Here is a 20,101-nt window from a genome sequence, read left to right on the forward strand (position 1 = left end):
TCTTAATGTTTAACTTTTAGATTGTTTTTGTTTATAGCTTCCATAAGTTTCATAATATTAGCTATTTTTTCTTCTTCTTGTTTAATATTATCTTCACTATGAAGAGTAAATATTTCCATTTTTTTATCTAAATAACTAGTATTGAATTTTCCATTGATAAAATCTTCATCTCTTACGATTTCTCTATGTAATGGAATATTTGTAGGGAATCCTTCGATATAGAATTCATCTAAAGCTCTTTTTGCTTTTTTAACAGCACCTTCCCAATCTAATGCCCAAACAATTAGTTTTCCAATCATTGAATCGTAGTTTGCTGGAACTTTATATCCTGTATAAATACTTGTATCAAGTCTAACACCAGGACCTCCAGGAGTTAAATATTTACTTACAGTTCCAGTTCCTGGCATAAAGTTTTTTTGTGGATTTTCAGCATTGATTCTGAATTCAATTGCATAACCTCTAAATTGAATCTCTTCTTGTAAGAATTGTAATTTATCACCTTCTGCGATTTCAATCATTCTTTGAATAATATCAACACCTGTAATAGTTTCAGTTACTGGATGCTCAACTTGAACTCTTGTATTCATTTCGATGAAATAAATGTTATCTTGTTCATCAACTAAGAATTCAACAGTTCCAACACTTTCGTATCCTAATTTGAACATTGCTTTTGTAGCAATTCTGTAAAGTTCTTTTCTAGTTTCGTTGTTTAATCTTGGACTTGGAGCAATTTCGATAACTTTTTGATGTCTTCTTTGAATAGAACAATCTCTTTCACCTAAATGAAGAACATTTCCATATTTATCAGCAATAACTTGAATTTCGATATGTCTTGGATTTTCAACATATTTTTCAATGAAAACTTCATTTCTTCCAAAATATTTCATAGATTCATTTGTAGCACTTTCGAACATTTCTCTGAAATCTTTTTCTTGTTTTACAATTCTCATTCCTCTTCCACCACCACCAAATGCAGCTTTAATGATAATAGGGAATCCAATTTCTCTTGCTATTGTTTCACCTTCAGAAATATCAACGATAGGCTCATCAGTTCCTTCAAGTACTGGAACTCCAACTTTTTTCATGGCTACTTTAGAAGCCATTTTATCACCAAATAATTCGATGTGTTCTGGTTTTGGTCCAATGAAAATAATTCCATTTTCTTCACAAGCTCTTGCAAAATCAGCATTTTCACTTAAAAATCCATAACCAGGGTGAATTGCATCACAACCAGCTTTTTTCGCAATTGAAATAATATTGTCATATTCAAGATAAGCTTTAATAACATCTCCCATAATTGGATAACATTCATCAGCTTTTCTTACCCAAATACCTTCAACATCAACTTCTGAGAATATAGCAACACTTCCAATCTCTAGTTCTTTACATGCTCTAATGATTCTAAGAGCTATTTCGCCCCTATTTGCTATAAGTACTTTTTTAATTTTTGCCATCTAATTTTGCCTTTTATGAATTTTTAAAATTATTCAGAATTGTAGAGTTTTTTTCAAATTAAATCTTCTCATTCATTGCTAAAATAATTGTTTATTATTGCTAAATATTTTATTTATTATTGACATATCATCACTTTTTTATAGGATAAAAATAATATATTTATCAATAAAACCTTAAAATGGCATAGCCGCACCACTTGCTCCCATAATTTCCCTTGCATCTTCTGTCATCATTTCTGGACTCCATGGTGGAGAAAATACTAGTTTTACGAATGCTTCATCTATTTCATCAACTGCTAAAGTTACATATTTTACTTGTTCTAGTAAACTATCCGCAACTGGGCAAGTTGGGCTTGTTAGCGTCATTGTAACTGTACAATATAAGTAGTTGTTGTTTACATCAAATTCTATATTATAAATCAATCCCAAATCATAAATATTTGCTGGAATTTCTGGATCATATACTTTTTTTAGATGTTCTATTACTTTTTCTTCTATATTTTTTAAATCAAAAGTTGTTTGCATTTTTTATCCTTTACGCGTTTAAGGCATACTCTTTTATTTTTTTCATCATTCCAATTACTCCACTTTGTCTATTTGGAGTTATAACTTCACTAAGTTTTAGTTCATGAACTATGTCCATATCAATATCTTTTAATTCTTGAATAGTTGAATTTGAGAATATTTTTAATATCATAAAAACTAAACCTTTTACGATTATCGCATCACTTGTTCCATAAAAAAACATTTTCCCATCTTTTATTTCGTGAGTTAGCCAAACTTGCGAAGTACAACCATGAACTATATTTTCAGGTATTTTATCAATTTCTTTAAATTCTTCTAATTTTTTCCCTAAATCTATAATATATTCATATTTTGATAATTCATCTTCAAAAAAATCTAAATCTTCTTTTATTTCATTTACTCTTTGTTCTATCGTATTCAATGTTAATCCTTCAACATTTTTAATGCTTTTTCTAAAGCCTCAATTAGTTTATCCACATCCACATAATCATTATAAAATGCCGTTGAAACTCTAATAGTTCCTTTTATTCCAAGTTTTTTCATAATAGGTTGAGCGCAGTGATGACCGACTCTTACTGCTATATTCATTTTATCAAGTAAAATCCCTATATCATCATGAATTAAACCTTCAAAATTGAAACTTCTACTTCCAATACAATTGTCCATATCATTATAAAAAATAATTCCAGGAAGTTTTGCCAATTCTTCATTTAGAAATTTAAAAACATTTTTTTCAATACTTTCAATATTTTCATATTTAACATAATTTATATATTCTATTGCTTTTCCAAAGCCTATAATTCCAGCAATATTTTGCGTTCCAGCTTCAAATTTATAAGGAGAATCAAGTAATGTTGAACCAGTAAAATCAACTTCATGAATCGTTGCGCCACCAGTTTGGTAAGGTTTTACATCTTTTAAATATTTCTCTTTTATATAAATAGCTCCAACTCCAGTTGGTGCAAAAGTCTTATGCCCTGAAATTGCGAAAAAATCTACATCAAGTTCTTGAACATTTATTTTAAAGTGAGCTAAACTTTGAGCTCCATCTATCATAACAATAGCTCCATATTCATGAGCCAATTTGATAATATTTTTTATATCATGGATTTTTCCAAAAGCATTTGAAATATGTGTGATACTTACAAAAGCATTTGGATTTGTTTTTAGTAACTCTTCAAAATGAGTCAAGTCAAAATCTAAATTTTCATTACAATTTACAACTTCAAGACCAGCACCTAAAGTCCGCCCTTGCATATGCCAAGGAACAATATTTGAGTGATGTTCTAGGCTTGAAATTATTACTGTTTTAAAATCTTTGGCAAATGATGAGGCAATAAAATTTATAGATTCTGTTACTCCTTTTGTGAAAATTATTTCTTCATTTTTTGAAGCATTTATAAACTCTTTTAGAAGACCTCTTGTTTTTTCAAACTCTTGGGTTGCTTTATTTGCATGACCAAAATTACTTCTGTGAGTATTTGCACAATATTTTTCATAATACTCAACTTGTGAATCAATCACAGATTTTGGTTTTTGTGTGGTTGCGCCATTGTCTAAATAAATGGTTTTTGAGTTTTGAAAATATGGGAAATCTTTCCTAAACATATTTCTCCCTTTTATAAGTTTTAATAAATTCTTTTATAATTTCATCTTTTATATTATCAACTATTTTGTTTTCAAAAGCACTTAATAACATTTCATAAGCTTCATCTTTGCTAATTCCCCTTGATTGAAGATACAAAAGTTGCTCTTTATTTAATGTTCCAGTTGTTGTTCCATGAGAGGCTTCTAGTTCATCAATCAAAATTTCAAGATGAGGTTGCGCAATTATTGTGGCATCATCACTTAATAAAATTGTATTACAGTTTTGAAAAGCCTTTGAAAAAAGCGCTGTTTCATTTACGATAGATTTCGCTTTAAACACCGCTTTTGAGCTATCTTTTAAACTATGTTTGTAGTTTATATTACTGTTTGAACTTTTTTCATTATGAATTGTTTTTATAAGATTTGAAGTTGTGGCTTCAGAAAAAAGCTTAACTAAACCATTTAATTCATAATTTGTAAATTCACTATTTATTATATTTTCAAAACTATTTATTACAAATCCATTTCCATATTCAAAGTTTGAAATTTCCAAATTTGAATTATTTTTTTGATTTACAGCAAGGGCAAAAATCATAGAATTTGAAGAATTTATATCCTGAATTTTTACATATTCAAGTGAAGCATTTTCTTCTAACTCTATTTTTCTATTAACTGCATAAAAACTATTTTGGCAAGAGTTTACAAAAACTTCAACAATACTTGCTTTTATATCTTTTGCTACTTTTATTTTTAAAGAATTTGTAAAAATTGTTTCATTCTCTTTTAGTTTATGAATCAAAAAAATAGGCTCGGCGATGTTTTTATTTATAGTTATTATTTTTTGTTTATTGTCCAAAGTTTTTGAAATATCAAATAAAACTGATTCATATTTTTCTTCATCAACAATAGTTTCTAAACCCATAATATCAAATTCATAGGTTTCAGCCTTTGTAAAATCATAAGAAAAAAGAGAATCAAAATTTATTTTCAGAAATTCTTCATCACTTTTTTTAGGAAGGATTAAACCATCAATATTATTTATTTGCATCTTTAATTCCTATTGCTTCATAACCTTTTTCATCAAGTTCTAAAGCCAAGCTATAATCTCCCGTTTTTACAATTTTCCCATCATTTAAAATATGTACAAAATCAGGTTTGATTAACTCTAAAAGTCTATCATAGTGAGTAATCATCAAAATTGATTTTTCCCCATCAAGCATTGAGTTTATAACATTTGCAACGGTTTTTATTGCATCAACATCAAGTCCAGAATCTATCTCATCAAGCATTATTAAATCAGGTTGAAGCATTAAAAGTTGAATTAGTTCATTTCTTTTTTTCTCACCACCACTAAATCCATCATTTAAATCTCTTTGTAGAAGTTTTCTATCGATGTTGAATTTCCCTGTTTCTTCTTTTACAAGTTTTAAAAACTCCATTGCATCAATTTCTGGTAAACCTGCATATGTTCTTTTTGCATTCATAGCAGTTTTTAAAAAGTAGCTATTATTTACCCCTGCTACTTCAATTGGAGATTGAAAACTCATAAAAATTCCCTCGTTTGCTCTAGTTGATACATCCATTTCAAGTAAATCTTTATTTTTATAAGTGATTTTTCCATTTGTTACTACACAGTCATAATGGGCGCTTAAAGTTTTTACTAAAGTTGACTTTCCAGCTCCATTTGTTCCCATAAGTACATGAATTTCACCTTCTTTTATCTCTAAATCTAAACCTTTTAAAATCTCTTTATCATTTATATTTACTTTTAAATCTTCTATTTTTAATATTGTATTTTTTCCCATGATTTAACCCACACTTCCTTCTAATGATATATTTAATAACTCTTTTGCTTCTGCTGCAAACTCCATTGGTAACTCTTTTAGAACCTCTTTACAAAAACCATTTACAATCATAGCTATTGCATTTTCTTCGCTAATTCCCCTTTGAGAAATATAAAAAAGTTGTTCATCTGAAATTTTTGAAGTTGTTGCTTCATGTTCTATATTTGCACTTGAATTTTTGATTTCATGGTATGGATAAGTATTTGCATGGCATTTATTTCCAATTAAAAGTGAATCACACTCTGAAATATTTCTAGCATTTGAAGCGTTTTTCCCAACTCTAACTAGTCCTCTATATGCATTTTTCCCATGCATTGCAGAAATCCCTTTTGAGATAATAGTTGATTTAGTGTTTTTTCCTAAATGAACCATTTTTGTTCCAGTATCTGCTTGTTGTGATTTTGAAGCAATGGCTACTGAATAAAACTCTCCCACACTGTTATCACCTTGCAAAATACATGAGGGATATTTCCAAGTGATGGCACTTCCTGTTTCCACTTGTGTCCAAGAGATTTTAGAATTATCACCTTTACAAATTCCTCTTTTTGTTACAAAGTTTAAAATTCCACCTTTTCCATTATCATCACCTGGAAACCAGTTTTGAATGGTTGAATATTTTATTTGAGCATCTTTTTGGGCAACTAACTCAACAACAGCTGCATGAAGTTGTCGCTCATCTCTTGTTGGAGCTGAACATCCTTCATTATATGAAACATAACTTCCTTCATCACAAATAATCAAAGTTCTCTCAAACTGTCCAGTATTTAAAGCATTTATTCTAAAATAAGTTGAAAGTTCCATAGGACAGCGGGTATTTGGCGGAATATAAACAAAACTTCCATCAGTGAAAACTGCACTGTTTAAACAAGCAAAATAGTTATCAACAGCTGGAACAACTGATGCTAAATATTCTTGTACAAGTTCTGGATGTTTGTGAGCTGCTTCACTAATTGAGCAAAATATGATTCCTAGTTTTTCAAGTTCATCTTGATAAGTTGTTTTTACTGAAACAGAGTCAAAAACAGCATCAACCGCAACTCCTTTTACCCCTGCAAGTAATTTTTGCTCTTCAAGGGGAATCCCTAATTTTTCGTAAGTTTTTAAGATTTCTGGGTCAAGTTCATCTAGTGAATTCAAAGCTTTTTTTGGAGCTGAATAATATGCTATATCTTGATAATCTATTTTTGGATAATCCAAATGCGCCCAGTTTGGCTCTTCCATCTTTAGCCATTTTTTATAAGCTTTTAGTCTAAAATCAAGCAACCATTGAGGTTCATCTTTTTTAGCACTTATTGCTTTTATTACATCTTCATTTAAACCTTTTTCAAAAGTATCACTTTGTACAAGTGTTTCAAAGCCTAATTTATAATCTTTATTAATAATATCTTCTAACTGTTTATTATCACTCATCATGAACTCCAGTATTTTTTAATAATCAAATAGGATAAAATATATCTTATTTGCAATTTTATCATAATGTCTTTAAAAAGTATAACTAAAAATATGAAAAAAGAACTACGATTACAAACAAAATAGAGTTCTTTATCAAAGTTTAAATATAATACCATTTCAAAAAAAGATAGGATGAATATATTTAAATTTGTTAATTTTTTAAATATAAAATAATATCCTACTTTAATTAAGACAAAATTTATCCTATTTGCATTAGAATACGAAAATGTTTTAGAAAATGCTAGTATTTTTTAGGAATACTTTTTGCATAGGATAAGATTAAAAATATAGGAACAATTATGGAAGTTTATTTAGATAATAACGCAACAACAATAGTAGACCCAAAAGTTTATGAAGAGATGAAACCATTTTTTTGTGATATTTATGGAAATCCAAACTCTTTACATAAATTTGGAGCAGGAACTCATCCAAAAATGGTTGAAGCCTTGAATTTTTTATATGAAGGAATTAATGCAGCTGATGAAGATGATATTATCATTTGTTCAAATGCAACAGAAAGTATCAATACAGTTATAAAAGGTATTTGGATAGATAAAATTTTAAATGGTGATAAAAAACACATTATTACAAGTGAAGTAGAACACCCAGCAGTAACTGCGACATGTAGATTTTTAGAATCACAAGGAGTTTCTGTAACTTATCTTCCTGTAAATGAAAATGGAGTTTTAGAAGCTAGTTCAGTAAAAGATTTTATAAAAGAAGATACAGCACTAGTATCAATTATGTGGGCAAATAATGAAACGGGAAAAATTTTCCCAATCAAAGAAATAGGTGCAATTTGCAAAGAAGCAGGAGTTCCATTTCACACAGATGCAACACAAGCTATTGGAAAAGTAGTTGTAGATGTTCAAGATGCGAATGTAGATTATTTATCTTTTTCAGCTCATAAATTTCACGGACCAAAAGGTGTTGGTGGATTATATGTTAGAAAAGGATTTGAATTAACTCCTCTTTTACACGGTGGTGAACAAATGGGTGGTTTAAGAGCAGGAACAGTAGATGTAGCTTCTATGGTAGGAATGGGATGGGCAATGAAACTTGCAACTTCAACTATGGCAATAGCTTATGAAAAAAATCATGTAAGTAAATTAAGAGATAAATTAGAAGTTGCAATTTTAGAATTACCTGAAACAATTGTAATTGGAGGAAAAGAAAATAGAACTCCAAATACAACTTTAATTTCTTTCAGAGGTGTTGAGGGTGAATCTATGCTTTGGGATTTAAATCAAAATGGAATTGGTGCAAGTACAGGAAGTGCGTGTGCAAGTGAAGATTTAGAAGCAAATCCAGTTATGAATGCATTTGGAAGTGATAGTGAACTAGCTCACACAGGTGTTAGATTTTCTTTAAGTAGATTTAATACAGAAGAACAAATTGATTATGCAATTGATGTTATTAAAAAAGCGGTTACAAGATTAAGAGCAATTTCAAGTTCTTACGCTTATGCACCATCAAGTCATAAGTCTGGTTTATAATAAAAATAGAATAAAAAGGAAAATACGATGGCAAAAAATAATTTAATTAGCGGATCAATTTGGGATGAGTACTCAAATCAAGTTGTAAATAGAATGAACAATCCAAAACACCAAGGTGAAATCACAGAAGAAAGAGCAGCTGAATTAGGAGCAAAACTAATCGTTGCGGACTTTGGAGCTGAATCATGTGGTGATGCTGTAAGACTTTATTGGGCAGTTGAAGAGTCAACTGATAAAATCTTAGAATCAAAATTTAAATCTTTTGGTTGTGGTACTGCAATCGCATCTTCAGATGTTATGGCTGAACTTTGTATTGGAAAAACAGTTGATGAAGCTGTAAAAATTACAAATATTGATGTTGAATTTGCTTTAAGAGATAATGCAGATACACCAGCAGTTCCACCTCAAAAAATGCATTGTTCAGTTATGGCTTATGATGTTATCAAAAAAGCAGCGGCTGATTATAAAGGTGTTGATATGGAATCTTTTGAACAAGAACAAATTGTTTGTGAATGTGCAAGGGTTTCATTAGCAACTTTAAAAGATGTAATTAAAATCAACAAATTAACAACAATCGAACAAATTACAGATTATACAAAAGCAGGTGCATTTTGTAAATCATGTATTAAACCAGGTGGACATGAAGCAAAAGATATTTATTTAGTAGATATTTTAGCAGACATGTTAGCTGAAAGAGAACAAGAAAAACTAAAAACAGCAGCAGATGCAAGTGCAGCTGGTGAATTAACATTTGATAAAATGACATTAGTTCAAAGAATTAAAGCTATTGATTCTATTTTAGATTCAGATATCAGACCAATGTTAGTTATGGATGGTGGAAATATGGAAATTATTGATATTAAAGAAAATTTACCACATTATGATTTATACATCAGATATTTAGGTTCTTGTTCTGGATGTTCGTCTGGAAGTACAGGAACTTTATTTGCAATCGAGTCTGTATTACAACAAAAAATTGATGAAAACTTAAGAGTTTTACCAATTTAATTATTTAGATTTTTAGGTTTTTTTAAAGGGATTTGCTTTTTGGCAACTCCCTTTTTTTTGTTTTAAATTCTTCACTAAATTTCTTTTACTATTTTGATATGTTAGAATCTAGTATATTTATAAATTATTTTTTAAGGTTTTATTTTTATGTCTATGTTTCAAAAATCAATAATAAACAGTATCAAACAAGATGAGAGTTTAGTAGCACTTAGCTGGGCAAAGTTTCAAGAGTTTTATATCAAAACTGCAAAAGAATATACAAAATCAAAAAAAATAAAATTCGCCGACAAACTAGAAGAAAGAAATTTCAAAAATGACTGGAAAGCCCTCTTTGAAAATGACAAAAAAGAAGTTTCAAAAATCCAAAATCAAATCAATAAAACAGATAAAGAAATCGACCAAATGGTTTATAAACTCTATGATTTAACAAAAGATGAGATTAAAATTGTAGAAGGGAAAGATATAAATGAAATATGAAAATAGTTATGTTGCATTTTTAGATGTTTTAGGTTTTAAAAAATTAGTTTTTAGTAAATCAAAAGAAGATAAGAAAAAAATAGAAAGTTATTTTGAAATAGTAAAAAGTGAAATTTCAAGTCTTAAAACTGTTGATGCAAAACAAGATATTAATTATATTGTAATTAGTGATTCCATTATTATTTCGATTGAACAAAGTCAAGATGAAACTCAAAAGATAGAAAATCTTCGTCAATTATGTATAGCAGTAGGAAAAATACAGTGTAAATTAGCTTTGCATAATATTTGGTTAAGAGGTGCAATATCAAGTGGAGAAACATATATTGACTCAGAGGAAAAACAAATAGTAGGTGCAGGTTACATTAATGCTTATTTATTAGAAGCAAATCATGCAATTGTACCAAGAGTTATTATAGACAATAAAATTATCTATGAACTGAAACTTGATTCTAGTGATGTTTTAATTAACAAACTGAATAGAACTAAACATCAATATCTTTTTCAATGGAATTGGTATGGTAATCATATGATTAAAATAGAAAAAGATATTCCACTTTTTATAAATTATTTTCATAATATTGGAAATGATGATTTACTGATGGTTATGAATAATATTCAAGAAAATATATACTCTGATGTTACATTATATAAAAAGTTTAAATGGGTTTCTGATTATTTGATTTCATATTTGTATCACAAAGAAAAACAACTTGGTAGTTCTATGGCATATCATGAGTATATTAGATTACTTGAAACATTATAAGGGAAAAGAGGGTAGACATCTTTCAATCGTTCCTGAATAAAGGGGACAGGCAACTTTTTTCCTTTTTTCCTTCTCTATTCTTTGACTAAAACAAATTTCAATTTCCTAAAAAACATAGAAACACAAAACTTGTTTCTTACTAAATAAAACTATCAAAAAATAACAAATTATAATATTTTTATTATTAATCAAAAAAGTTTATATAATCTTTTATATAAATTCAAAAGGATATAAGATGGAAGAAAATAAATCAAATATCATAGTTTACAATGACGGATAATTGGAATTAAATGTTTCTATTGAAAATGAAACAGTGTTGCTTAATAGAAATCAAATAGCTGAACTTTTTGTAGAGATATAAAAACTATTGGAAAGCATATTGCTAATATTTTTAGTGATGAAGAATTAGAAAAAATTGCAGTTGTCGCAAATTTTGCGACAACTGCAATAGATGGAAAAACATATAATGTTGAATACTATAATTTAGATGTAATTATCTCCATTGGGTATAGAGCTAAATCTCCAAAAGGTGTAAAATTCAGACAATAGGCGACATCAGTTCTAAAAAATTATATCCAAAATAGCTATCTTATAAATGTAGATAAAATCACAAACCAAAGATTTAAAGAATTAGAAAATGATATTTCAATTCTAAAATCAAAAGTAGAAAATATTTCAAATTCCCTTGAAGATAAAACTTTACAACCAAAACAAGGAATATTTTATGATGGGCAAATCTTTGATGTGTATGTTTTTATAAATGATTTACTAAAGACGGCACTAGATGAAATAATACTAATCGATAACTATATAGATGAATCAACTTTTACTCTTTTTAGTAAATATCCAAATATTAAAATTAAAATCTACACAAAAATCATTACAAAACAATTAAAATTAGATTTTGTAAAATATCAAACTCAATACAAAAATATAGAGTTATTTGAGTTCAAAAATTCTCACGATAGATTTTTAATAATTGATGAAAAAGAAGTTTATCATCTAGGCGCAAGTCTAAAAAATTTAGCTAAAAAATGGTTTTCATTTTCGAAGTTTGAAATGGAAAATTTTGATATTTTGAAAAACTAAAAGAAGTTTAAGTTTCCTAAAAAATATAGGAACACAAAACTAAATAAAACTTAAATTACAAATAAAGCATTTAAAAAGTCAATATAGTTTATTATAGAGTATTCTGAATAAGGAGATACAAATGTTTGCCATATACAATAAAGGAAGTGTAGGATTTAGAAGTACAGCTGATAATTTGTATAGTCTAAATAATATTGAAAATATTCAAGCAAGTAGACTAAAACCTGATGAAGGAACAATACAAAATTTTGACAATCTTTTAAATAAAGAAGAAAAAGAAACAAATAAAAATGCTTTAAATGCTTATAAAAAGATGGCAAATATTGATACTTCTGAAATAGTTTATCAAGTTAAAGATATTATGACAAAGGATTGTATTTATATTGATGAAAAATCTACAATTCAAGATGCTTATAATGTTTTACGAGAGTTTAAAATTGGTTTAATACCTGTTGTTTCATTTGGAAAAAAAATAATTGGAACAATTGATAAAAAAATAATTCTAAATCTTTTAATGGATGATTTAGAAAATACAAAAAATGTTTTAGAAAGAAGAATTGAAGATATATATTTACCTCAAATTATTACTTCTAATCCCTTAACTGATATTAGAAGAGTTGCTAAAGTAATGATAGATTTTAAATTACATGCTATTCCAATTGTCGATGAAAATGATATTTTGATAGGAATTGTTTCGAAAACTGATATTATAAAAGCTGTTTCTCATATTCCTCAATTTCAACTTTGGTCTTGATTGTTATCAATTAAAAATATTTTTCTTTTACCTATAATACAAAAAATATATTATTAAGGTAAATACCATGAATACAATTTCATCTTTTTTGACAAGTGACCACAGAGCTTGTGACAATGAGTTTGCAAATTTAGAAAATACAGTTGCTTCTCAAGATTGGGAAGAATCAAAAACTCAATTTGACAAATTCTCTGCTGATTTATTGCACCATTTTGATATGGAAGAAAAAGTAATGTTTCCAGTTTTTGAAGAAGTTACAGGAATGAGTCAAGGACCTACAATGGTTATGAGAATGGAACATTCACAAATGAGAAATATCTTAGATGATTTAAAAACTGATATAGAAAAAAAAGATAAAAATCATTTTTTTGGTGTTAGCGAAAGTCTTATGATGTTGATGCAACAACACAATATGAAAGAAGAACAAATGCTTTATGCTATGGCTGATATGCATTTAGGTTCATTGGTTTCAAAAGTTATTGAAGATATGAAAGCCTTATAAAAATGTTCAATCAAGGTTTAAGTCTAGACCAAGCCCCACCAATAAGTGTTCCTTTTAGGTTTTTTTTAAGTGTTCCAATTTTTGGAGTGCTTATCTCTTTTGTTCTTTTTTTTGCTCCTTTTTCTGAAATTTCAAATCAATATTCACACTTTGCAATAGGTTTAATTCATCTATTTACATTAGGAATTTTATCTATGATAATTTTTGGTGCAATGCAACAAATGATGCCAGTTCTTGCTGGTGCAATCATAAAAAAGCCAAGATTATTTGCAAATGTTGTTCATAGTTCTTTGGTTTTGGGAACTTTATTTTTGAGTTTTTCTTTTATCTTAGAGTTGAAAAATTTACTTTATTTTGGAGTTATATTTTTAGCTATTGCATTTTTAACTTTTTTTATTATGAGTATAAAACTTTTGTTTAATGTGAAGTTTTTAACATCAACTGTAAAAGCTATGAGATTATTTTCTCTTGCTGGATTAATAACTCTATTTTTAGGTTTATATCTTGCCTTTTCCCATATAAATCTAAGTTTTGATGAAAACTACTATGTCATTGTGTTTTTACATATATTATTTGCTTCGTTTGGTTTTGCACTTTTACTTATAATGGGTGTTTCATTTCAAGTGATTCCTATGTTTTATGTGGCACTTGATTTTCCAAAGTTTGTTCAAAATAAAACGCCTTTGATTTTATTTGTTTTACTTTTTGTATCAGCTGTTTTTTTATATTTTGATATAAATTTTTTGGTTTTAAAAATTGTATTTGTAACATTGATTATAATTTTTTGTTTGTATGGTTTAAAATCATTAAACAATAGAAAAAGACCAGTGTTTGATGCAACTTTATGGTATTGGAAATTCTCTTTATCTTCTTTGATTCTTGCAATGATTATATGGTTATTTAATCTTTTTGAATCAAACTATATTTTAGCAATAGTGTTTGCTTTTGGATTTTTATATTCACTTTTACAAGGAATGGTTTATAAAATAATTCCTTTTTTATCGTGGTTTCATCTAAGTTCAAAGGGTTATTTTAAACTGCCAACAATTCGAGAATTTATCGATGAAAAGTATATTAAGATTCATTTTTTTGTACATTTGGTTTCAATAATATTTTTTATTCTAAGTTATTTTGAGAATAATCTTATTTATATATCTTCAACTTTGTTTTTGATTTCAAATATTCTATTTTTTATAAATTGTCTAAATGCTGTCAAAAAATATATTGCCATATCAAAAACAGACCCAATGGATTTATCCGCGTTTAAATAATATCACTTGTGTTATAATGTCGCCTTAATTTTAAGGTACATTATAATTTAGGGAACCCAATGGCAAATCAAAGCAATCAAATTTTAAAAAACACAAACGCACAAATATTAGATGAATTTAACGCTTCAATAATGTTTGATAAAGAACTTTATGCACAAGATATAAAAGGTTCAATCGCTCACTCACAAATGTTAGCAGAACAAGGAATTTTAACAACTGAAGAGCAAAAAGCAATCGAACTTGGACTTTTACAAGTAAAAAATGAAATCGAAAGTGGAGAGTTCAAATTCTCTTTAGCCTATGAAGATATTCACATGGCAGTTGAAACAAGACTTACTGAAATCATTGGAGAACCAGGAAAAAGACTTCATACCGCAAGAAGTAGAAATGACCAAGTTGCAACTGATTTTAGATTATATGTTCAAGATAAATCAAAAAGCATAAAAGAACAATTAAAAGAGTTAGTAAATACTTTTGTAGATGTGGCAACACTACATACAACTACATTAATCCCTGGAATGACTCACTTACAACATGCACAACCTCTTAATTTTGGTTATCATTTATTAGCTTATGCAAATATGTTTAAAAGAGATTTTGAAAGATTTGAAAGTTCTTATGAAAGAAATAATTACTGTCCATTAGGAAGTGCAGCACTTGCTGGAACTCCACACAATATAAATAGAGAGTCAACATCTCAAAAATTAGGATTTATAGCTCCAACATCTCATGCTATGGATACAGTTTCAGATAGAGATTTTGCGTTAGAGATTTTATTTAACATAAGTACAGCAATGATGCATATAAGCAGAATCTCTGAAGAGCTTATTTTATGGTCATCGTATGAATTCCAATTTGTAAGAATGAGTGATGAATATGCAACTACAAGCTCAATTATGCCTCAAAAGAAAAACCCAGATGTTCCTGAACTTTTAAGAGGAAAAACTGGACGAGTTTATGGAAATCTTATTTCGCTTCTAACCGTTATGAAAGGTTTACCACTTGCCTACAATAAAGATACTCAAGAAGATAAAGAAGGAGTTTTTGATTCAGTAAAAACTATGGAAATCTCTATTTCTATTTTAAATGAAGTAATAAAAACTATGATTGTAAATGTAGATAAAATGCAAAATGCTTGTAAAATTGGGCATTTAAGTGCAACAGATTTCGCTGATTATTTAGTACAAAAACAAAATATGCCATTTAGAACAGCTTATTATTTAACAAAAGATGTTGTTGCAAAGGCAAATAGTTTAAATAAAGATATTAGTGAATTAAACATCGATGAAATTAGAGCCTCAAATGAAGAGTTAAAAGATATTAATGAAGAGATTTTAATGTTTTTAGATTTAAGAAACTCTATGAATGCTAGAACTTCATTAGGTGGAACAGCAACAAGCCAAACAATTAGTCAAATAGAAGTTTTTAAAGATTGGTTAAAAAAGTAGTTTAAAAGAATAAGATGAGAAAAATCTCATCTTATTAAAAAAGTTTATTTTAGTAAGAATTTTTTTGTCAATTTAAATAGATTTGAAATATCAGTTTTCCCTACAAACCCATCAACACCAACTTGACTCATTTTTCCTCTTACAGCATCAGTTGTCATTGAAGAGTTTACTATAACTGGAATATGTGCTAAGTTTTTATTATTTTTTATAAATGAAGCAACTTGATAACCATCAGTTCCTGGCATTTCAATATCAGTAATTACCATACCAATTTTATCAGGATTTAATTCTTCTAATCTTTTTATTAAAAGTGTCCCATTTGCATAAATTTCAAAATCAAGACCTGCTTCTTCAAAAAATTTACTTAGAACTTCTCTTGCAACTCCTGAATCTTCAGCTGCTAGAATAATTTTATCAGAGTGAAGTTTTTCTTCTACATATTTTTTAACTTCATCTGAACCATCATCTGTCCAGTGAATATCTCTTAATAATTGCTCAGCATTAAATACAGTACAAAGTTCATCTTTATTATTTACTTTTACATAAGTTGTGTATGTTATTTTTGAATTTGTTTCTTCTGTATGTCTTAATTCTTGTGTAGTTTTTTCAACAATATCAAGCATATCTTTTACGAGAAAACCTATTTTTTTATGATTGAATTCGCAAAATATAATTAATTTATAATCTTTAACTTCTAAAGCTGGAAGTCCAAGCCAAGCGTCAAGATTTATTAAAGTTACGGGTTCACCCCTAATTGTTGCAATTCCTGCTATTACATTTGTATCTTTTGGTGTATCATTAATTGCAACTTCTTCAGTAATTATAAAAGCTTTAACTTTTGCTATATTGATTGCGTAAATATTACTGTGACCTGTGTAAAATACAGCTAATTGTTGAACATTTCTAAGATGTCCTTGAGTCATTTGTTCAACACTACCACTAATACCGCTCATGAGAATCCTTTTTTAAGTATAAGTCATTTATTATATAGATTTTAAACTTTAAGTAACTTTAAGTTATTTTTGCAGTTTATTCACCAATTTTTGAATAGTTACCGATGCCATCATTAATCCAAATGAACCAGTTACTCCTTCAAAACTACCTTTTTCTAAACACATTGGAAGTTCAGATGAAAAAATTACTTTAAATTTTTTCTTAAATCCTTGTGCTTTTAATTCTGTTCTAATTTTTTTAATAAAAGGGTCATTGTATGTATCCCAAATAGATATATATTCTATTTTTGATGGGTCTATTCTTTTTGCTCCACCACTTGTACTAATTATTTTTGTAAAATGTTTTTTTATTAGATGAACTTTTGGTTTTACATCATCAATTGCATCTAAAATATAATCATAAGATGAAAAATCAAAATTATCAATCCATTCAGGTGTAATTTTCACATGAATAGGCGTAACTTCAGGATATTTTTCCTTTAACGCTTCAACTTTTATTCGTCCAATATTTCCAAAACTTCCCATTTGTCTATTTAAATTTGATTCTTCATAAGTATCAAAATCAACTATTGTAATATTTGTAATTCCAGTATTATAAAGGGCATCCAAAGCAAAACTTCCAACACCACCAACTCCCAAAAGTATTAGTTTAACATCTTTAAATTTTTCAAAAATATCAACACCGAATAGCTTTTTAGTTCTGTCATATTTCATCTAAACTTCTCTTTTACTTGTTTTTTGGTATTATATCATAAATTAATTTATTGGAGATGTTGATGGATAAAGAACCAATGACGCTAGCTGGATACAACAAAATTACAGGAGATTTGGACTTTTTGAAAAAAACAGAAAGACCAGAAACTGTGATTGCATTAGAAGAAGCTAGACAATTAGGAGATTTAAAAGAAAATGCGGAGTATCACTCTGCAAAAGATAAATTAAAACTAATTGATATTCAAATAGCTGAATTAAATGCTGTAATATCAAAAGCTGTGATAATTGATCCTTCAACTCTTCCTCATAACAAAGTAAGTTTTGGCTCAACTGTTAATTTAGTTGATTCAAATACAGATGAAGAATTTACTTATATGATAGTTGGTGGAGTTGAGTCAAATGCAGAAAAAGGAATGATTTCATTTAATTCACCCTTAGCAAAACAACTTATGGGAAAAGAAGAGGGAGATGAAGTAAAAGCTACACTTCCAGGTGGTGTTAAAACTTTTGAGGTTTTAGGTGTATGTTATAAGGAAATAATTTTACAATGAATGTAGCGATTATTGGTGCTAGTGGTTATACTGGATTAGAATTAATCAAGATTTTAATTAATCATCCAAAATTTAACATCTCTTATATTGCAAATTCAAGTGGTGAGATGAATGTTCAAGATTTACATCCTTGTTTAAAAAATGTAATAAACATTGATGTTGATTTAGCAAATGCTTTAGAAGTTTCAAAAGTTGCAGATTTGGCATTTTTAGCACTTCCACATAAAACTTCTATGGCTTTTGCAAAAGAGCTTTTAGAGCTTGGAGTAAAAGTTGTAGATTTAAGTGCTGATTATAGACTTGAACTTGAAACTTATGAAAAACATTATTGTGAACATACCGATAAAGAGCATATAAATGATGCTGTTTATGGATTACCTGAATATTTTAGAGATGAAATTAAAAATGCAAAATTAATTGCAAATCCAGGTTGTTATCCAACAGCTTCATTATTAGCACTTTTACCTTTTATTGACCATATTGATACAAATGCTCCAATTTTTATAGATGCAAAATCAGGTGTTAGTGGAGCTGGAAAAAATCCTAGTGAAACAACACATTATTGTCAAATAAATGATAATGTTCACGCTTACAATCCATTTAAACACAGACATATGCCAGAGATTCACGAAAAAGTTAGAATTCTAAAAGGTAAAGATGTATCAATCAATTTTGTACCTCATTTATTGCCTTTGACAAGAGGAATGTTAGTATCGGTTTTTGCAACACTAAAAGATGATATTGATGTAAATGAAGTTCTAAATAATGCATATAAAGATTGTGAGTTTATAAGAATTAGAGAAAAACCAGTTGATGTAAAATCAGTTGCTGGAACAAATTTTTGTGATTTATTTACAGCAAAAAATGGTAAAGCTTTATTTGTTAGTTCGGCAATAGATAATCTTTTACGAGGAGCTTCTTCTCAAGCTGTTGTAAACGCAAATATCCTTTGTGGATATGAAGAATATGAAGGAATACCAAAAATAGCCTATGTACCTTAGTATAAAACAAAATTCTATTTTTGTAGCTGACTCACATTTTAATGAAAAAAATAGAGAATTATTAACCTTTTTAGAAAAAATTGAAAGTAAAGAAATAATTACTTCTCAACTTTTTTTAATGGGTGATATGATAGATTTTATTTCAGGTGAAAGTAGATATTTTGTACAACAAAATAGTGTTGTAATAAATCTTTTAAATAAATTATCTAAAAGCATAGAGATTATTTATTTAGAAGGAAATCACGATTATAATCTAAAAATTCTTTTTCCAAATATTAATGTCATAAAAAGAGAAAATCAACCATTATTTGCAAAATTTGGACAAAAAACAGTTTCTATTTCCCATGGAGATAATTTTATAAATTGGAAATATGATTTGTATTGTAAGTTTATAAGAAATGATATCTTCTTAAGATTTATGAATTTTATAGATGTAAATTTCTTTATTTCTAAAAAAATAGAAAATGCTTTATTAAATAAAAATATCTGTCATATAATCAATAATTTTGAGCATATTGTAAAAAAAAGATTAAATAATTATTCTAGTGATATTGTAATTGAGGGACATTATCATCAAGGAAATAGATATTTTTTTGATAATAAAGAATATATAAATATTCCATCATTATGTTGTCAAAAACAATATATAAAAATTATTGAATCAAAATTCCAAGGAGAAAGTATATGAATATGGTTTTTTTAATCATAGGAATAGTTGTTTTATTAATAGTAATTATTTTAATTCTACTACAATTAAATAGTGGGAAAAATAAAAAGAATGTTAAAAAAGCTAATTATTCAAAAATGAGAATGGATGATTTAATTGTTCCAAAAAAAATAGAAGAGATGAATTCATACTCTTTGTTTCAATCTTGTAAGATAATTACTGATTCTTATATAGCTTTAAATTATATGAATAAACCTGCAAGTTCTTTAGATAAAATTGAATGGCATTCATGGCAAGTATCAATTTTAATTCAATTTTCAAAAGTTGATAAAGATTTGATTCCTCCTTATGATATAACATTATTTAACAAAATGATTTTGAGTTTAAGTAGCGAAGTTATAGAACGAGAGATGCAAAAGATTTTTAGAAAATATGTTAATCATGTAAATATAGAAAAAAATAGAGATGAATTAAGCAAAGAGATAATTTGGACAGCAAGAGAAGTTTCTCTTATTTTATATAGTATTTTGAAAAAATAAAAAGGA

Annotated in this window: 23 protein-coding genes; 14 read left to right on the forward strand and 9 right to left on the reverse strand. The window is 27.7% G+C overall.

The genetic code is table 11. The features are described 5' to 3' along the window. Positions 1-2: 2 nt before the first annotated feature. The 7 genes from ASUIS_RS03540 to sufB form a co-directional block, all read right to left on the reverse strand. Positions 3-1,454: an acetyl-CoA carboxylase biotin carboxylase subunit gene (locus tag ASUIS_RS03540; RefSeq protein WP_118885755.1), complete on the reverse strand. Its 1,452-nt coding sequence runs from the start codon at positions 1,452-1,454 to the stop codon at positions 3-5. Positions 1,455-1,628: 174 nt separating this feature from the next. Continuing rightward, a complete protein-coding gene (locus tag ASUIS_RS03545; protein WP_118885756.1) occupies positions 1,629-1,979 on the reverse strand; it encodes a metal-sulfur cluster assembly factor in 351 nt (116 codons plus the stop codon). Positions 1,980-1,989: 10 nt separating this feature from the next. Further along, positions 1,990-2,400, reverse strand: coding sequence for a SufE family protein (locus ASUIS_RS03550; RefSeq protein WP_118885757.1), 411 nt, complete (start codon positions 2,398-2,400; stop codon positions 1,990-1,992). A 2-nt stretch (positions 2,401-2,402) separates the two neighbouring features. Then, on the reverse strand, positions 2,403-3,587 hold the full coding sequence (locus tag ASUIS_RS03555) for an aminotransferase class V-fold PLP-dependent enzyme (protein ID WP_118885758.1): 1,185 nt from the start codon (positions 3,585-3,587) through the stop codon (positions 2,403-2,405). Then, positions 3,580-4,614, reverse strand: a complete 1,035-nt coding sequence (locus tag ASUIS_RS03560; RefSeq protein WP_118885759.1) for a SufD family Fe-S cluster assembly protein — start codon at positions 4,612-4,614, stop codon at positions 3,580-3,582. Before ASUIS_RS03560 ends, ASUIS_RS03555 begins: the two co-directional genes overlap by 8 nt. Further along, positions 4,601-5,371 carry a Fe-S cluster assembly ATPase SufC gene (sufC, locus tag ASUIS_RS03565; RefSeq protein WP_118885760.1) on the reverse strand — a complete coding sequence of 257 codons (771 nt, stop codon included), beginning with the start codon at positions 5,369-5,371 and terminating at the stop codon, positions 4,601-4,603. The genes ASUIS_RS03560 and sufC overlap by 14 nt, the downstream gene beginning before the upstream one ends. A 3-nt stretch (positions 5,372-5,374) precedes the next feature. Then, positions 5,375-6,820 carry a Fe-S cluster assembly protein SufB gene (sufB, locus tag ASUIS_RS03570; protein ID WP_118885761.1) on the reverse strand — a complete coding sequence of 482 codons (1,446 nt, stop codon included), beginning with the start codon at positions 6,818-6,820 and terminating at the stop codon, positions 5,375-5,377. Between the two features lie 341 nt (positions 6,821-7,161). On the opposite strand from sufB, the gene ASUIS_RS03575 reads away from it, so the two are divergent. The 10 genes from ASUIS_RS03575 (at position 7,162) to argH (ending at position 15,670) form a co-directional block, all read left to right on the forward strand. Beyond that, positions 7,162-8,358, forward strand: coding sequence for a NifS family cysteine desulfurase (locus ASUIS_RS03575; RefSeq protein WP_118885762.1), 1,197 nt, complete (start codon positions 7,162-7,164; stop codon positions 8,356-8,358). Between the two features lie 27 nt (positions 8,359-8,385). Continuing rightward, positions 8,386-9,366, forward strand: coding sequence for an iron-sulfur cluster assembly scaffold protein (locus tag ASUIS_RS03580; protein ID WP_118885763.1), 981 nt, complete (start codon positions 8,386-8,388; stop codon positions 9,364-9,366). A gap of 147 nt (positions 9,367-9,513) precedes the next feature. Next, positions 9,514-9,843 (forward strand): hypothetical protein, encoded by a 330-nt coding sequence (locus tag ASUIS_RS03585; protein ID WP_118885764.1) that lies wholly within the window; start codon positions 9,514-9,516, stop codon positions 9,841-9,843. Next, positions 9,833-10,606 (forward strand): hypothetical protein, encoded by a 774-nt coding sequence (locus ASUIS_RS03590; protein WP_118885765.1) that lies wholly within the window; start codon positions 9,833-9,835, stop codon positions 10,604-10,606. The genes ASUIS_RS03585 and ASUIS_RS03590 overlap by 11 nt, the downstream gene beginning before the upstream one ends. A 447-nt stretch (positions 10,607-11,053) precedes the next feature. Beyond that, on the forward strand, positions 11,054-11,155 hold the full coding sequence (gene rhuM / locus ASUIS_RS13755) for a RhuM family protein (protein ID WP_235659493.1): 102 nt from the start codon (positions 11,054-11,056) through the stop codon (positions 11,153-11,155). A 195-nt stretch (positions 11,156-11,350) separates the two neighbouring features. Further along, entirely contained in the window at positions 11,351-11,695 is a 345-nt protein-coding gene (locus tag ASUIS_RS03600; protein WP_118885766.1) for a hypothetical protein, read from the forward strand. Positions 11,696-11,816: 121 nt separating this feature from the next. Continuing rightward, positions 11,817-12,449, forward strand: a complete 633-nt coding sequence (locus ASUIS_RS03605) for a CBS domain-containing protein (protein WP_118885767.1) — start codon at positions 11,817-11,819, stop codon at positions 12,447-12,449. Between the two features lie 67 nt (positions 12,450-12,516). Beyond that, positions 12,517-12,951 carry a hemerythrin domain-containing protein gene (locus ASUIS_RS03610; RefSeq protein WP_118885768.1) on the forward strand — a complete coding sequence of 145 codons (435 nt, stop codon included), beginning with the start codon at positions 12,517-12,519 and terminating at the stop codon, positions 12,949-12,951. Between the two features lie 2 nt (positions 12,952-12,953). Beyond that, positions 12,954-14,222, forward strand: coding sequence for a hypothetical protein (locus tag ASUIS_RS03615; protein WP_118885769.1), 1,269 nt, complete (start codon positions 12,954-12,956; stop codon positions 14,220-14,222). 59 nt (positions 14,223-14,281) lie between these two features. Next, complete coding sequence (argH, locus tag ASUIS_RS03620) at positions 14,282-15,670, forward strand: argininosuccinate lyase (protein ID WP_118885770.1); 1,389 nt, start codon at positions 14,282-14,284, stop codon at positions 15,668-15,670. Positions 15,671-15,714: 44 nt separating this feature from the next. Here the strand turns inward: argH and ASUIS_RS03625 are convergent, their stop codons facing one another. Both ASUIS_RS03625 and ASUIS_RS03630 read right to left on the reverse strand, forming a co-directional pair. Beyond that, a complete protein-coding gene (locus ASUIS_RS03625) occupies positions 15,715-16,623 on the reverse strand; it encodes a chemotaxis protein CheV (protein WP_118885771.1) in 909 nt (302 codons plus the stop codon). A gap of 63 nt (positions 16,624-16,686) precedes the next feature. Next, positions 16,687-17,337 carry a tRNA threonylcarbamoyladenosine dehydratase gene (locus ASUIS_RS03630; protein WP_118885772.1) on the reverse strand — a complete coding sequence of 217 codons (651 nt, stop codon included), beginning with the start codon at positions 17,335-17,337 and terminating at the stop codon, positions 16,687-16,689. 62 nt (positions 17,338-17,399) lie between these two features. Between ASUIS_RS03630 and greA the strand changes: the two genes are divergently transcribed. From greA to ASUIS_RS03650, 4 genes are read left to right on the forward strand one after another with little or no spacing between them, the layout of a single operon-like run. Continuing rightward, positions 17,400-17,888 carry a transcription elongation factor GreA gene (gene greA, locus ASUIS_RS03635; protein ID WP_118885773.1) on the forward strand — a complete coding sequence of 163 codons (489 nt, stop codon included), beginning with the start codon at positions 17,400-17,402 and terminating at the stop codon, positions 17,886-17,888. Beyond that, positions 17,885-18,889 (forward strand): N-acetyl-gamma-glutamyl-phosphate reductase, encoded by a 1,005-nt coding sequence (gene argC, locus ASUIS_RS03640; RefSeq protein ID WP_118885774.1) that lies wholly within the window; start codon positions 17,885-17,887, stop codon positions 18,887-18,889. Before greA ends, argC begins: the two co-directional genes overlap by 4 nt. Then, complete coding sequence (locus ASUIS_RS03645; RefSeq protein WP_118885775.1) at positions 18,879-19,577, forward strand: metallophosphoesterase; 699 nt, start codon at positions 18,879-18,881, stop codon at positions 19,575-19,577. The genes argC and ASUIS_RS03645 overlap by 11 nt, the downstream gene beginning before the upstream one ends. Further along, complete coding sequence (locus tag ASUIS_RS03650; protein ID WP_118885776.1) at positions 19,574-20,095, forward strand: hypothetical protein; 522 nt, start codon at positions 19,574-19,576, stop codon at positions 20,093-20,095. The genes ASUIS_RS03645 and ASUIS_RS03650 overlap by 4 nt, the downstream gene beginning before the upstream one ends. Positions 20,096-20,101 lie beyond the last annotated feature (6 nt).

It is taken from the genome of Arcobacter suis CECT 7833 (genome assembly GCF_003544815.1).
Lineage (GTDB): Bacteria > Campylobacterota > Campylobacteria > Campylobacterales > Arcobacteraceae > Aliarcobacter > Aliarcobacter suis.

What these genes read in the sequence shown, in the direction of transcription:
- ASUIS_RS03540 (WP_118885755.1), bottom strand. Translation starts at nt 1,454, where the DNA reads ATGGCAAAAATTAAAAAAGTACTTATAGCAAATAGGGGCGAAATAGCT.
- ASUIS_RS03545 (WP_118885756.1), bottom strand. Translation starts at nt 1,979, where the DNA reads ATGCAAACAACTTTTGATTTAAAAAATATAGAAGAAAAAGTAATAGAA.
- ASUIS_RS03555 (WP_118885758.1), bottom strand. Translation starts at nt 3,587, where the DNA reads ATGTTTAGGAAAGATTTCCCATATTTTCAAAACTCAAAAACCATTTAT.
- ASUIS_RS03560 (WP_118885759.1), bottom strand. Translation starts at nt 4,614, where the DNA reads ATGCAAATAAATAATATTGATGGTTTAATCCTTCCTAAAAAAAGTGAT.
- sufC (WP_118885760.1), bottom strand. Translation starts at nt 5,371, where the DNA reads ATGGGAAAAAATACAATATTAAAAATAGAAGATTTAAAAGTAAATATA.
- sufB (WP_118885761.1), bottom strand. Translation starts at nt 6,820, where the DNA reads ATGAGTGATAATAAACAGTTAGAAGATATTATTAATAAAGATTATAAA.
- ASUIS_RS03575 (WP_118885762.1), top strand. Translation starts at nt 7,162, where the DNA reads ATGGAAGTTTATTTAGATAATAACGCAACAACAATAGTAGACCCAAAA.
- ASUIS_RS03580 (WP_118885763.1), top strand. Translation starts at nt 8,386, where the DNA reads ATGGCAAAAAATAATTTAATTAGCGGATCAATTTGGGATGAGTACTCA.
- ASUIS_RS03585 (WP_118885764.1), top strand. Translation starts at nt 9,514, where the DNA reads ATGTCTATGTTTCAAAAATCAATAATAAACAGTATCAAACAAGATGAG.
- ASUIS_RS03590 (WP_118885765.1), top strand. Translation starts at nt 9,833, where the DNA reads ATGAAATATGAAAATAGTTATGTTGCATTTTTAGATGTTTTAGGTTTT.
- ASUIS_RS03605 (WP_118885767.1), top strand. Translation starts at nt 11,817, where the DNA reads ATGTTTGCCATATACAATAAAGGAAGTGTAGGATTTAGAAGTACAGCT.
- ASUIS_RS03610 (WP_118885768.1), top strand. Translation starts at nt 12,517, where the DNA reads ATGAATACAATTTCATCTTTTTTGACAAGTGACCACAGAGCTTGTGAC.
- ASUIS_RS03615 (WP_118885769.1), top strand. Translation starts at nt 12,954, where the DNA reads ATGTTCAATCAAGGTTTAAGTCTAGACCAAGCCCCACCAATAAGTGTT.
- argH (WP_118885770.1), top strand. Translation starts at nt 14,282, where the DNA reads ATGGCAAATCAAAGCAATCAAATTTTAAAAAACACAAACGCACAAATA.
- ASUIS_RS03625 (WP_118885771.1), bottom strand. Translation starts at nt 16,623, where the DNA reads ATGAGCGGTATTAGTGGTAGTGTTGAACAAATGACTCAAGGACATCTT.
- ASUIS_RS03630 (WP_118885772.1), bottom strand. Translation starts at nt 17,337, where the DNA reads ATGAAATATGACAGAACTAAAAAGCTATTCGGTGTTGATATTTTTGAA.
- greA (WP_118885773.1), top strand. Translation starts at nt 17,400, where the DNA reads ATGGATAAAGAACCAATGACGCTAGCTGGATACAACAAAATTACAGGA.
- argC (WP_118885774.1), top strand. Translation starts at nt 17,885, where the DNA reads ATGAATGTAGCGATTATTGGTGCTAGTGGTTATACTGGATTAGAATTA.
- ASUIS_RS03645 (WP_118885775.1), top strand. Translation starts at nt 18,879, where the DNA reads ATGTACCTTAGTATAAAACAAAATTCTATTTTTGTAGCTGACTCACAT.
- ASUIS_RS03650 (WP_118885776.1), top strand. Translation starts at nt 19,574, where the DNA reads ATGAATATGGTTTTTTTAATCATAGGAATAGTTGTTTTATTAATAGTA.